At 63.4% G+C, this 13784-nt stretch carries 11 protein-coding genes; 7 read left to right on the top strand and 4 right to left on the bottom strand.

Annotation, left to right across the window (positions count from 1 at the left end):
- Window positions 1-76: 76 nt before the first annotated feature.
- Complete coding sequence (locus NCR38_RS26795; protein WP_061116394.1) at window positions 77-832, bottom strand: GntR family transcriptional regulator; 756 nt, start codon at window positions 830-832, stop codon at window positions 77-79.
- 164 nt (window positions 833-996) lie between these two features.
- On the opposite strand from NCR38_RS26795, the gene NCR38_RS26800 reads away from it, so the two are divergent.
- The 7 genes from NCR38_RS26800 (at window position 997) to NCR38_RS26830 (ending at window position 10964) form a co-directional block, all read left to right on the top strand.
- Complete coding sequence (locus NCR38_RS26800) at window positions 997-2217, top strand: alanine--glyoxylate aminotransferase family protein (RefSeq protein WP_061116395.1); 1221 nt, start codon at window positions 997-999, stop codon at window positions 2215-2217.
- On the top strand, window positions 2214-2978 hold the full coding sequence (locus tag NCR38_RS26805) for a 2-keto-4-pentenoate hydratase (protein WP_250477832.1): 765 nt from the start codon (window positions 2214-2216) through the stop codon (window positions 2976-2978). The genes NCR38_RS26800 and NCR38_RS26805 overlap by 4 nt, the downstream gene beginning before the upstream one ends.
- Before the next feature lie 54 nt (window positions 2979-3032).
- Window positions 3033-6071, top strand: a complete 3039-nt coding sequence (locus NCR38_RS26810) for an FAD-binding and (Fe-S)-binding domain-containing protein (protein ID WP_250477833.1) — start codon at window positions 3033-3035, stop codon at window positions 6069-6071.
- Window positions 6072-6321: 250 nt separating this feature from the next.
- A complete protein-coding gene (locus NCR38_RS26815) occupies window positions 6322-7608 on the top strand; it encodes an MFS transporter (RefSeq protein WP_250477834.1) in 1287 nt (428 codons plus the stop codon).
- 64 nt (window positions 7609-7672) lie between these two features.
- On the top strand, window positions 7673-8482 hold the full coding sequence (locus NCR38_RS26820) for an enoyl-CoA hydratase-related protein (RefSeq protein ID WP_086960719.1): 810 nt from the start codon (window positions 7673-7675) through the stop codon (window positions 8480-8482).
- Window position 8483: 1 nt separating this feature from the next.
- Window positions 8484-9722, top strand: coding sequence for a CaiB/BaiF CoA-transferase family protein (locus tag NCR38_RS26825; protein ID WP_061116399.1), 1239 nt, complete (start codon window positions 8484-8486; stop codon window positions 9720-9722).
- A gap of 93 nt (window positions 9723-9815) precedes the next feature.
- Entirely contained in the window at window positions 9816-10964 is a 1149-nt protein-coding gene (locus tag NCR38_RS26830) for a DSD1 family PLP-dependent enzyme (RefSeq protein ID WP_061116400.1), read from the top strand.
- On the opposite strand, the gene NCR38_RS26835 is transcribed toward NCR38_RS26830, so the two are convergent.
- The 3 genes from NCR38_RS26835 to NCR38_RS26845 form a co-directional block, all read right to left on the bottom strand.
- Entirely contained in the window at window positions 10961-12010 is a 1050-nt protein-coding gene (locus NCR38_RS26835) for an aromatic acid exporter family protein (RefSeq protein WP_061116401.1), read from the bottom strand. The genes NCR38_RS26830 and NCR38_RS26835 overlap by 4 nt on opposite strands.
- Window positions 12011-12224: 214 nt before the next feature.
- The gene (locus NCR38_RS26840; RefSeq protein ID WP_035505719.1) at window positions 12225-12410 is read right to left on the bottom strand and encodes a hypothetical protein; all 186 of its coding nucleotides are present in this window, start codon (window positions 12408-12410) and stop codon (window positions 12225-12227) included.
- Window positions 12411-12555: 145 nt separating this feature from the next.
- Window positions 12556-13773, bottom strand: coding sequence for a c-type cytochrome (locus NCR38_RS26845; RefSeq protein ID WP_250477835.1), 1218 nt, complete (start codon window positions 13771-13773; stop codon window positions 12556-12558).
- Between the last annotated feature and the right edge of the window lie 11 nt (window positions 13774-13784).

Below are 13784 nucleotides of genomic sequence, written 5' to 3' on the forward strand. Positions count from 1 at the left end.
CCGTTTGCAGGCTCTGGCGGCCGTGAGCCGGTATCGTACCCCTACCTTTTGAGGAATCGCGCAACCGTTCTATTCGCTAGCGCTCATCCGCTGCCGACTTGTCCGCCGCACGCTTTTTCTGCGTCGCGGGTTTCACCGTTGTCATGGTGCGCTCGGCGAGCACCGCATCGCGCTTGGACAGCAGATGCTTGCGCAGAATCTCGCCCATGCGCCTGCCGTCGCGGGTCTCGAGCGCCTCGATCATCTCTTCATGATCGCGAATGGCGCTGTCCCATTTCGGCGTCTGGAAATTCGAGCGAAAACGCAGTGCCATCAAACGCCGGTTGATCGACACATAGGTCTGGCGCAAGGCCGTGTTGCGCGCGGCCTCGTTGATCTTGTCGTGAATCGCCTGATTGCGGCTGTAATAGCCGGAGAGATCGTTTTGTGCGCGGCACGCGAGCATCGCGTAGTGCAGCGCCTTGATCTCCGCGATTTCGAGCGGCGTAATGCGCTCGCATGCGAGTTCGCCTGAAAAGGCCTCCAGCCCGCTCATCAACTCGAACATCTCTCGTATTTCGAACTCGCTCATCTGCGATACCGATGCGCCCCGGTTCGGCGAGATCTCGATCAGGCCTTCGGCGGCCAGCACCTTCAATGCCTCGCGAAGCGGCGTGCGCGAAATGCCGAGCGTCTCGCACAGCTTGCGCTCGTTGAGCTTCACGCCCGGTGCCAGCAGGCCTTCGACGATGAAGCCGCGCAAATGATCGACGACGGTGTCGTGCAGGCGCAGACGCTCCACCTTGGGCAGCGGCGACGAAACATGCACTTCTGGAAGATCGGGATTTTGCATTCAATACCTCTAATCGCGTTTGCGGCAATTTTAACCCAGTGCTAGCGGGAAAAACCGCCAGCGGGTTATCCCTAGGCCGTCTGGCCTATGTATTCCTTTACGCGTCTCGATCGCTGCGTTATTGTATTTTGCATGCAAAATTACATCCAAGAGGACTCGGACCCATGTTGAAGCTCGATTTCCATCCTGCTGGCCGTCACTTCCTGCAGATTCCGGGGCCGAGCCCCGTACCCGATCGCATCCTGCGGGCGATGAGCTATCCGACGATCGATCATCGCGGCCCGGAGTTCGGCGCGCTGGGGCTCAAGGTGCTCGAAGGCATCAGGAAGATCTTCAAGACGAGTCAACCGGTGGTCATCTATCCGGCATCGGGGACGGGCGCATGGGAGGCCGCCTTATGCAACACGTTGAGTTCCGGCGATACGGTGTTGATGTACGAGACGGGCCACTTCGCGACGCTGTGGAAGAAGATGGCCGAGAACCTCGGGCTCAAGCCTGAGTTTCTGGGCTTGCCCGGCATCGAAGGCTGGCGTCGCGGCGTGCAGGCCGACATGATCGAAAAGCGCTTGCGCGAAGACACGCAATGCGTGATCAAGGCCGTGTGCGTCGTGCATAACGAAACGTCGACGGGCGTGACGTCCGATATCGCCGCCGTGCGGCGCGCCATCGACGCCGCAAAGCATCCCGCGCTGCTGATGGTGGACACGATTTCGGGCCTTGCATCGGCGGAGTATCGCCACGACGAATGGGGCGTAGACGTGACGGTCTCCGGCTCGCAGAAGGGTTTGATGCTGCCGCCGGGCATCAGCTTCAACGCGGTATCGGAGAAGGCGCGTGAGGCGTCGAAACGCGCCACGCTGCCGCGCGCGTTCTGGGACTGGACCGAGATCATCGAGATGAACAAGCAGGGGTACTGGCCTTACACGCCGAACACGAACCTCCTCTATGGGCTCTCGGAAGCGCTCGACATGATCCTCGGTGAAGGGCTCGAGAACGTGTTCGCTCGTCATCAACGGCTCGCGGCGGCGTGCCGCGCGGCGGTCACCGCATGGGGCCTCGAGATTCAGTGCGCCGATACCGCCGTGTATTCGCCGGTGCTCACAGGCGTGATGACGCCCGAAGGCGTCGATGCCGATGCAGTGCGCAAGCTCATCTACGAACATTTCGACATGTCGCTTGGCACGGGGCTCGGCAAGGTGAAGGGCCGCATGTTCCGCATCGGGCATCTCGGCGATTGCAACGATCTCACGCTGATGGCCGCGCTCTCCGGCTGCGAAATGGGCTTGAGGCTCGCGGGCATCGAATTGAAGGGCAGCGGTGTCACGGCGGCGATGGACTATCTGACGAGCCACGTCGCGAAGCCCGCATTGAAGGCGGCCGCATGAGCGCCGCGTTTGACGCCAACGCGCTCGCAAGGCTCTTCGTCGAGGCCCGCGCGCACCGCGCGAAGCTCGACGTATTGCCGGAAGGCGCACGTCCGCACGCCGCCGAAGAAGCGTACGCCGCGCAGGAAGCGACGCTGCGCGCGCTGGGCGCGGAGATCGGCGGATGGAAGGTCGGCGCGAAATCGCACGATGGCCCGATACAGGGCGCGCCGCTTCCCGCCGATGGCATTCATTATTCCGGCGCGCGGCTGTCGATGCACGCGTTCGGCAAGGCCGGACTCGAACTCGAAGTCGCTTTCAAGCTTGGCCGGCGGTTCGAACCGGGCAGCGGTCCCTATAGCGATGACGACGTGATCGCCGCCATCGAATCCGTGCATGCGGCAATTGAAGTGGTGGCGAGCCGTTTCGCCGCATGGCCCGATGTGGAGAAGCCCTGGCAACTCGCCGACTTGCAGAATCATGGCGCGTTGATCGTGGGGGATGCCGTGCCATACGACGCGGCGTTTCCCTTCGTATCGCCCGCGATGACCTTCACGTTCGAGGGCGCGCCGCTCTTCCACGGCGCTCCGGCGAACCCCGCGGGCGACCCGCGTCGCCTGCTCGCATGGACGGTGAACCACAGTGTCTCGCGCGGGCTTGCCGTCGAGCGCGGGACCGTGCTCACGGCGGGTTCGTACACCGGCATGGCTTTTCCCGATGCGCCAGGCACGGCCGTGGGCCGCATCGAGGGCTTGCCTGCCGTCGAATTGCATTTCGCATAACGCATTCATAAGGCCAGGAACCGCACAGCGCTCTGGCACTCACCGACAGCGACGATGCTCAATTCCCCCACAGACCGGCTCGTCAAGCCGATCCATCTGATGCCCGCTTCCGCGCGCGCGCGGCTCGCATCGACGCCGACGCCATTGCAGGCGCGACTGCAACGCGAACTGAAAGGCGATGTGCTGTTCGATCACGCATCGCGCGGGCGCTACGCCACCGATGCGTCGATCTATCAGATCATGCCGCTCGGTGTCGTCGTGCCGAAGGATCAGCACGATCTGCGCCTCGCTTTGCAGATCGCGCGCGACAGCCACGCGAGCGTGCTTGCGCGCGGCGCGGGCACGAGTCAATGCGGGCAGACGATCGGCGAGGCGCTCGTCATCGACACGACGAAGTGGCTGAACAACATCATCCACTTCGACAAGGACGCGCGCACCGTCACGGTCGAACCGGGCGTCGTGCTCGATCATCTGAACGCGTGGCTCAAGCCGCATGGCCTGTGGTTTCCGGTGGATGTGTCGACGAGCGCGCAATGCACGATCGGCGGCATGGCGGGCAACAACTCGTGCGGCTCGCGCTCGATGGAATACGGAATCATGGTTCATAACGTCGAGGCGATCGACGCGATCCTCGCCGATGGCCACGAAGCGCGTTTCGGCAAGGTCTCGACCATGATGAACGATGCACGCACGCGCGATCTCATCGATAGCGTGCGTGGCATCGCGATGCGCGAGCAGCAGGAAATGCGCGAGCACATTCCAAAGGTGCTGCGGCGCGTGGGAGGCTACAACCTCGATCTCTTCGATTGTCAGAGCCCGCTCGCTTTCAGCGACGACGGGGAGCCGAATCTTGCGAACCTGCTCGTCGGCTCGGAAGGCACGCTTGCGTTCAGCCGTCAGCTGACGTTGAAGCTCGCGCCGTTGCCCGCGCACAAGACGCTCGGCGTGGTGAACTTCCCGAGCTTCTACGATGCGATGGACATGACGCAGCACATCGTCAAGCTCGGACCGGTGGCGGTGGAACTCGTCGATCGCACGATGATCAATCTCGCGATGTCGAATCCCGCGTTCCGCCCCGTGATCGAAAAGGCGTTGGTCGGCCAGCCGAAGGCTGTCCTGCTCGTCGAATTCGCGGGCGCGGATCGCGATGAACAAGTCGCGCAGCTCGCGCAGCTCGTCGAGTTGATGAGCGATCTCGGCTTGCCCGGCTCGGTCGTGCAGATGCCCGACGCCGGTCCGCAAAAGGCGCTATGGGAAGTGCGCAAGGCGGGCCTCAACATCATGATGAGCATGAAGGGCGACGGCAAGCCGGTGTCCTTCATCGAGGATTGCGCAGTGCCGCTCGAGCATCTGGCCGAGTACACGAGTCGGTTGACCGAAGTCTTCAGGCAGCACGGAACCGAAGGGACGTGGTACGCGCATGCGAGTGTCGGCACGTTGCATGTGCGGCCGATTCTCGATATGCGTCGGGACGGAGCCATCAAGATGCGCGCAATCGCGCAAGAAGCCGCGGCGATGGTGCGCGAATACAAGGGCGCATTCTCTGGCGAGCACGGCGACGGTTTGTGCCGCGGCGAATGGGTCGCATGGCAATATGGCCCGCGTATCAACGAGGCTTTTCGCGACATCAAGCAGCTCTTCGATCCGGAGAACCGGCTGAGCCCGGATCGTATCGTCGCTCCGCCGAAGATGGACGATGCGCGCAACTTCCGCTTTCCGCCTTCCTATGCCGAGCGCGCGTTGACGCCGCAGCTCGACTGGTCGGCGTGGAATGTGACGCGCGATCCGTCGACGGGCGACGAAGGCGTGCCGGGATCGGGCGGCGACCTGTCGGGCGGACTCGCGAAAGCGGTCGAGATGTGCAACAACAACGGCCATTGCCGCAAGTTCGATGCAGGCACGATGTGCCCGAGCTATCGCATCACGAAGGACGAGCAGCATGTCACGCGCGGCCGTGCGAACACCTTGCGGCTCGCGTTGTCGGGACAGCTGGGCGATGACGGCCTCGCGAGTCAGGATGTGAAGGACGTGCTGGACCTGTGCGTGTCATGCAAGGGGTGCAAGCGCGATTGCCCGACAGGTGTCGACATGGCGCGCATCAAGATCGAGGCGCGCGCCGCATGGACGCAGCGTCATGGCGTGCGCCTGCGCGAGCGGCTGATCGCATTCCTGCCGCGCTACGCGCCCTATGCGAGCCGCATGCCGGCGCTGTCGAACGCATTCGAAGCGAATATGCCCGGTGTTGCACGCTGGCTCAAGTCGAAGCTCGGCCTCGCGCCGCAGCGAGCGTTCCCCCGTTTCGCGAAACCCTATCTCGCCGATGCGGCCGGCAAGCCAGTTGCATCTGCAACTAATGAAGTTCTGCTCTTCGTCGATACGTTCAACAACTTCATGGAGCCCGACAACGCGCGTGCCGCGAAGCGTGTGCTCGAAGCGGCGGGATACACGGTTCATCTGAACGTCAAGACGGGCGAGCGGCCGCTGTGTTGCGGGCGCACGTTCCTCTCGTCCGGTCTCGTCGATGAAGCGAAGGCCGAAGCGCGCCGCGCGCTCGATGCGCTCATGCCTTATGTCGAGCGCGGTGTGGCGATCGTCGGCCTGGAGCCGTCGTGCCTGCTCTCGTTGCGCGACGAATTTCTCGGGTACGGCTATGGCGATGCAGCTCGCAAGCTCGCACAAGCGTCGTTCCTGTTCGAGGAGTTTCTCGTGCGTGAAGAGGCGGCAGGGCGCTTGCGACTGAAGCTGAAGGCGCTGGATCGATCAAGCGCCTTGCTGCATGGACATTGCCATCAAAAGGCATTCGATGCGGTGCGTCCCATCGAGAAAGTTCTCGGCTGGATTCCAGGGCTCGATGTGAAGACGATCGAATCGTCATGCTGCGGCATGGCGGGCAGCTTCGGTTATGAGGCGGAACATTACGCCGCCTCCCAAGCGATGGCGGAGCTGTCGCTGCTGCCGGCCGTGCGTGCGGCCCGCGATGCGCTCATCGTCGCGGACGGCACGAGTTGCCGTCATCAGATCGCGGATGGCGCGCAAAGAGAGGCGCTGCATGTTGCGCGCGTGCTCGCGATGGCGCTCGATGCAAAGGATTGAAGACAGCTAGACGAGAGTTTCATTCACCGAAGCAAAACAGCGGACACGAACGAGCCGCGACCAGGAGACGAGCAATGACATCACCGCGCAAACCACGCATACGCAAGCTGCGCAGAAGAACGCTATAAGCAGGCTCATACCGAGCCCGCAGTCCTCATCCGACGTACCCACGCGAAGTTCCGCATGCAGTGCAGGGCGCCTCTCGAGAACCGAAGGCGTCGCGCGCACGCACGCGGCCAACAAGGAGACGATGATGTTCCGTCGAGCCACGACACGCGTTCTGCTGCTGCTATGCGCGATGTATTTCATCACCTATATCGACCGGGTCAATGTCAGTACCGCGGCGGCCCAGTTCGGCGCCGAGCTTGGCCTGTCGCACACGCAAGTCGGCTTCGTGTTTTCCGCCTTCGCGTATCCGTATCTCGTGTTCCAGATCATCGGCGGATGGGTGGGCGACCGCTTTGGGCCGCGCCGCACGCTCACGCTATGCGCCATCATCTGGGCAGGCGCCACGGTGCTCACCGGTCTGTCCGGCGGCTTCGTCTCGCTGGTCGTGGCGCGCGTGCTGCTCGGCCTCGGCGAAGGTGCGACCTTTCCGACTGCGACGCGCGCGATGTCGAACTGGATGCCCGCCGATCAGCGCGGTTTTGCACAAGGTATTACGCATGCAGCATCACGCATCGGCAATGCGGTGGCGCCGCCGCTCATCGTCTGGCTGATGGTCGCGACGAGCTGGCGCGGCGCGTTCATCATCACCGGGATCATCAGTTTCCTGTGGGCGCTGGCGTGGGTCTTCTACTTTCGCGACAATCCGCGCGATCATCCGCGCATCACGGATTCCGAATGCGCGACGCTCGCGAGCTACTCTGGCGTGAAGCAACGCGTGCCGGTTCCGTGGCGCACGCTGCTCGGCCGCATGGCTCCCGTCACGGCGGTGTATTTCTGCTATGGATGGGTGCTGTGGCTGTTTCTTGGCTGGATTCCGCAGTACTTCCTGCATAGCTACCACATGCAGCTCGGCAAGTCGGCGCTGTTCGCGTCGGGGGTGTTCTTCGCAGGCGTGCTCGGCGACTGGCTCGGCGGTTCCCTCACCGACCGCATCCTGAGAAAGAGCGGCAACGTGCGGCTCGCGCGCAACGTGATGGTGGGCGTGTGCATGCTGCTGACGCTACTGTCGCTCGCGCCGATCATGCTGATCTCCGACATTTCGATCACGCTCGCGGCGGTGTGTCTCTCGGCCGGCTTCTTCTTCAACGAAATGACGATCGGTCCGATGTGGTCCGTGCCGATGGACATCGCGCCCAAGCACTCGGGTACCGCGTCCGGCATCATGAATTCCGGCTCGGCGCTGGCGGCCATCATCAGCCCGGTCGTGGGCGGCTGGCTGATCGACCGCACGGGCAACTGGAACCTTCCGTTCACGGTGTCGATGATCCTGATGGCCGCCGGCATCATCCTCTCGTTCATGATGCGCCCGGACCGCGCGCTCGAAGTCGAGGAAACGAAAGACGCGGCAGACGCGCGCAAGTTCGTCTAATCGACGGGCGCGGCGGTTCAATGCATTTTGCATGCATTGAACCGCATCGGATAACGCATTCAGCATGCAGCATTCAATTCAAGGAGGCGATGTGGCGGAACCATCCATCCTGGTCGAGCGCGAAGGCGACATCTCGACGGTCGTGATCGATCGGCCCGAGAAGCTCAACGCGATGACGAAGCCGTTGTGGCACGCGCTCGGTGAGACCATCGAAACGCTTTCAGGCGATGACACGTTGCGCTGCATCGTGCTGCGCGGCGCCGGCGAAAAGGCGTTTTCGCCGGGGAACGACATTGGCGAGTTCCGCACGGATCGCTCGAATGTCGAGCAGGCGCGCGAGTACGGCGCCATCATGCATCGCACTTTGAATGCATTGCGCCAGTGCCGGCATCCGATCGTCGCGATGATTCATGGCATCTGTGTCGGCGGCGGCCTCGAAATCGCGGCGATGTGCGATCTGCGCATTTGCGGCGAGTCGAGCCGCTTCGGGGTGCCGATCAAGAATCTAGGCCTCGTGATGGCGCATGCGGAGATGGAAGGGCTCGTACGTCTGGCGGGGCCGGCCATTGCGCTCGAGATGCTGCTCGAAGGACGCATTTTCGATGCGAGGGAAGCGCTTGCGAAGGGGCTCGTCACGCGCGTCGTCGCGGATGGCGACGTCACCGCGCACGCATATGAAACCGCGCGACGCATCGCGGACGGCGCGCCGCTCGTCGCGCGCTGGCACAAGCAGTTCGTGCGCCGCGTGATGGACCCCGCGCCGCTCACCGGTGAAGAGCGCGACGAAGGCTTCGCGTGCTTCGGCACGGAAGATTTCCGCACCGGCTATCAGGCCTTCCTCGACAAGATCAAACCGCAATTCAAGGGACGTTGACATGACAGACACGAAACCGGCAGCCGCGCCCGGCGAGGGGCCGCTTGCGGGCTTGCGCGTGATCGAGCTCGCACACATCATGTCGGGGCCGATCTGCGGGATGATGCTCGCGGACATGGGTGCCGATGTCATCAAGGTCGAAAAAATTCCAAACGGCGATGATTGCCGGCGTTTCGCGCCGATGCTCCCGAGCGGCGAATCCGCGTCGTTCCTGATCGTGAACCGCAACAAGCGCGGCGTCGCCCTTAATCTGAAGACGGACGGCGGCAAGGACGTGCTCAGGAAAATGCTCGCGAGCGCGGATGTCGTGACGGAGAACTACCGGCGCGGCACGATGGAAAAACTGGGCATGGGTTACGAAACGCTCAGGGCGATGAATCCGGGCCTCATCTATTGCGCGATTTCCGGTTACGGCCGCAGCGGACCGATGGCCGATAAAGGCGGCTTCGATCTCATAGCGCAGGGCATGAGCGGCCTGATGAGCATGACCGGCGAGCCGGGACAGGCGCCGATCAAGGCGGGCTCGCCCGTCACCGATATCAACGCGGGCATTCTGGCGGCGCTCGGCATCAGCGCGGCCTATGCGAGAAAGCAGACGACGGGCCTTGGCCAGATGGTCGATACGTCGCTCTTCGAAGCCGGCCTGCAACAGATGTACTGGGCCTTCGCCAACTATTTCGCGGACGGCACGGTACTGCCGAAGGCGGGCTCCGCCAATCCGACGAGCGCGCCGTATCAGGCGTTTCGCACGCGCGACGGCTGGATCAACATCGGCGCGGCCAATCAGAGGAACTACGAGCGGCTGGTCGGCGTGTTGAACATTCCCGGTCTCGCCGAGGACGAGCGTTTCCAGACCAATGCGGGCCGCCTGAGGCATCGCGAGTTGCTCGTCGAGATCCTGAGCACGCGCCTCGCCGAGCGGACCACTGACGAATGGCTCGTCACTTTCGACGAAATCGGCTTGCCGAGCGGCGCGGTGCTGGGCGTACCGGAGGCGTCGTCGCACGAGCAGGCAATCGCGCGCGGGATGATCGTCGAGACGGAGCATCCGCTCGCGGGGCCGATGCGGGGCATCGGTTTGCCGATTCACTTCTCCGAAGGGTCGACGAAGGCTTCCCGTCCCGCGCCGCTTCTCGGGCAGCACACCACCGAGGTGCTCAACGAATACGGTTTCGACGATGCACGCATTCAGGCGCTCAAGGATGAAGGCGCGATCCTGGAAACGGAAGTTCCGGCATGATCTCGATATCAATCGTGCCGGTTTTTTGCATTCGACATGCAAAATTCGGCGCTATGATCGATGCCTGATCCCGCTTCATCGACACGACCCGCCATGACGCTCCTACCGCCGCCCGCCGCCCGCGTGGGCGACCCGCTCGTATCCGTTGCCACGCCTTCGCTGACGATCGACCTCGATGCCTTCGACGCCAATCTCGCGGCAATGTCGGCGTTCGTGGCGCGGCACGGCGTCGCGTTGCGTCCGCATGCGAAGGCGCACAAGTCCAGCGAGATCGCGAGGCGTCAGATCGAAGCGGGCGCGGTCGGCGTGTGCTGCCAGAAGCTGTCGGAGGCCTATCCGTTCGCGGCGGCGGGCATCGCGAGCATTCATGTGAGCAACGAGTTCGTCGGCATGGACAAGCTGGCCATGGCCGTCGAGCTGGCATCGCACGTGCGCCTTTCGGTTTGCGTGGATGCGTTGCCGCAAGTGCATGCGCTCGGCGACGCGGCGGCGCGTGCAGGTGTGACGATAGACGTGCTGCCTGAAATCGATGCCGGGCAACATCGCTGCGGCGTGACGAGCGAGGATGCGCTGCTCGCACTCGTCGATGGGATCGCATCGCAGGGCGCGTTGCGCTTTGCGGGCATTCAGGCGTATCACGGCGGCATACAGCACGTCGCCGACTGGGCGGCGCGCAAGGACGAAGCAAGCCGTGCCGCCGACGCTGCCGCACGCTACGTGCGCGCGCTCGATGTACGCGGCGTGCGTTGCGGCATCGTGACGGGCGGCGGTACCGGCACGGTCGAGTTCGATGCCGCGAGCGGCGTCTTCACGGAGCTGCAACCCGGCTCGTATCTCTTCATGGACGGCGATTACGGCGGCATCGGCTGGGGCGGCGAATTGCACTGGCGTCACAGCCTTTTCGTGCTGTCGACGGTCATGAGCGCGACGCGGCCCGGCATGGCCGTGTGCGATGTCGGCCTGAAAGGGCTCGCAGTGGATTCAGGCTTGCCGCGCAGCGTGCAGTGGCTCGATGCGATCGACGAGCCAGCGCTGACCTATATTTCTGCGAACGACGAACACGGCATGTTGCAGGCGCAGCACGAATCTGAAGGCGACTTCGCGCGACTCGTCGGCAAGCGACTTCTGTTGCCTCCCGGGCATTGCGATCCGACCGTGAATCTCTACGACGAATACGTGTGCCATCGAAACGGCCGAGTGACGGACCTATGGCCGATCGATGCGCGCGGTCTTTCACGCTAGGCCGATGGCTCCTTGGGCGGATAGATCGTAGTAGTCAGCGCATCCAGATCCGCGACGATCAGGCCGACGACGAACTGCGCCACTTCCTGCGCGCCGTGCGTTGCCTCCTGCTTCGCAAGTATGTTCTTGAGTTCATTCACGGCAAAGCGCGCGCGCGCGAGCCCTGCATCGTCCTGACGATTCGATGCAAGCACGCTTGCGAGCGTCTCGAACAATGACTGCACTTCGCGGCCCGTGGTGCCGAACCGTGCCGCGCAGGTATCGCGATCGAGGCGCGATACCGCTTTCGCAAGAAAGAGCGCATCGCTATGCAGACGCCGCAAAAAAGGCGCGGCCTTGTCGATTGCATCCGCGCGGCGATTCTGCACGAGCACGATGATGTGCTCGCGCTCCGCTTCCTTCAGCGCATCGTCGAACGCTTTTTGCGCGTCGGTGCTTTGCGTTTCGAGGCGCCTCGCACGCGCGTCGTCCCGTTCGCCCGACAGATACAGCCCGATCAACCGACCGAGGCTCTTCAAAGTATCGGCGACGCTGGCATGTGCGGCCGCGAGCGCACGATTCGGCCAGACCGCCGAGACGACGAACGACGATGCCGCGCCGATCAGAATCTCCAGCACGCGATGCATGGGCCGTTCGAAAGGCGAGCCCGGTCCTCCCGGAATCAGTACGACGATCACGAGCGTCACGCACGCAAGCCTGAACGCGGGACGTTTGGCGCTCAACGCTGCAAGCGGCACGAGCGCGACGGAGAAGACGGCGAGCGGCGGCGCGCCGCGTTCCATTGCGACGATACCGAGCACGCCCGTCACCGCACCGATGAATGCGCCGATGATCTGATCGCGGGCGATATCGACGGCTTGCGTGAGGCTCGGTTGCGTCACGATAACGAGGGTCGTGATGAGCGCCCAATAACCTTCTGGCAGCGCCGCGAGCCGCGCGGCGGCGTAGCTGATCGCGCAACTCATCAGCGTACGAAGGAGGCGCCTCGCTTCCGGTGCGCCGAAGAAGGCGCGCACGCGGCGTCGGGTGCGGGTGATCGCGATCATGCGGTCTCTATCGGTGATGAAGCGGAATGGTTGGCGAAGACGCGACGCACACGCGCGCCCGCTGCTGCATTATGCCAATGCGCAGGGCGCGAAATGAAAGAGGATGTCAGGGACGAGGAGAAACAGGGCGGCACGCATGCTCTGTGTTGCCGAGCATGCTGCCGCCCTTGTGCCGCGACGAACCGAAGTCTCGACGAAGCGTCAGGGTGTGTCGTCAGGTGAGCATCGGCACCGCTTCGATCAGTGCAAGCCCGAGTAACGCCCCGATGGCTGCGCTGATGAGCTTCGGATGCCAGCGATCCAGATGCAGCGCCGTGAGCAGCGCGCCGATCAGGATAACGCCGAGCAAAGCGAAAACGACGACAAGGTAGCCGATTTCAAACTCGTTATTGATAAGCACGACGCTGGCCTCCCGCCGGTTGGAACCGGCTGACTTGCACATTGCGCCGCGTTGCGGCCCATGTCGATCCGCCCGCGCGACAGTTCCATTATATGTCACGGTGTGATGTATTAAAAGTCGCGCGGCCGAAGTGCGGAGCTCGAAGTTAGCGGGCGGGCCCCGCGTTGAGCGGCAATTTCGACGCGCGCGCGCTGTCCGCCGTCATCTTCGCTCCGCCTGGCTTGTAGCCGTTCGACATCAAAAGGAAGGCCATGATGTCGGCGTAGTCCTGATCCTTCATCTTGCCGGGACGATCCGCGGGCATGTTGGTCGCCATGTAAGTGAAAATGCCGCCGACGGTGAGATGCGAATTCGATGGCGGCGCGAACGAAGGACCTTGCAACGCGGGCGCGGTCACGCCCTGAAGCTGCGCACCGTGGCACTTCGCGCACGAACTCGAATACAGTGTCTTGCCGTGCGTGGTTTGCGCCTGTTCGAACGATGGCGGCTCGGCGCCGCCCTCATTTGCGACCTTGATGAAGCGGCCTGCGCGCGCTGGGTTCGTATCCGCGAGCATGATGCCCGCGTGCGCGGACGATGCGGTCGACGGCGTGTCGAGATAGCGTGTTGCGGAGGCGGTTTGCGCAGACATGGACCATTGCATCGTCAATGCTTGCAAGCTGCCATCGTTGGTCATCGACGTGAGCGCGTCGTCGATACGTGTGCGCAAGGCCGCGGCCCTGTCGCCGAACGCGAAGGCAAGATGCCAGTCCGCATAGGGCGAATCGGCGGTCGTGACCGTGAAGCTGCGCTCCGGATGCGCCATGCGATAAGCGACGACGGCGGGATACCACACGATCGCACGTTGCGCGCGTCCCTTCGCCACCGCTTCGACCGTCGACGCCGATGTGTTCTCCAGATCGAACGTCACGTCGTGCTGTTGCACGGCGATCAATTGTGCGGGGCTCGCATAGGTCGCGGCGACCGTGTGCTTTGCGGCGTCCCCGAGTTTCGCACCGGGCGCTTCGATGCTGACATAACCCGCGCGCAGATAGCCGCGCGAGAATTGCATCTTGCCGCCGGATGCGTCGGCGACTGTCGAACGCGGAAAGCCCGCGATCACATCGCAATCGCGCGCGAGTGTCTTGTCGAGTTCGCTAAGCGACACGCCGTCGTCGTCGCCTTCACCGATGCCGTGCGAAACGATCGATGCCGCGATATGGGCGCGCGCGAAGACTGCCTGCGCGACGCTGCGATCCAGCGACGCCGACGGGCTGCCGGGGAACGTGCAGATCTTCACTGCTGCATCGGAGGGCGATGGCGCGAGCGCGATGCATGCGGCGAGCATGCCCGCTGCGCGTATGGAGTGGAGAGGATGATTCATGTCGAAGCGTC

This window comes from Caballeronia sp. INML1, from assembly GCF_023631085.1.
Taxonomy (GTDB): Bacteria; Pseudomonadota; Gammaproteobacteria; order Burkholderiales; family Burkholderiaceae; genus Caballeronia; species Caballeronia turbans.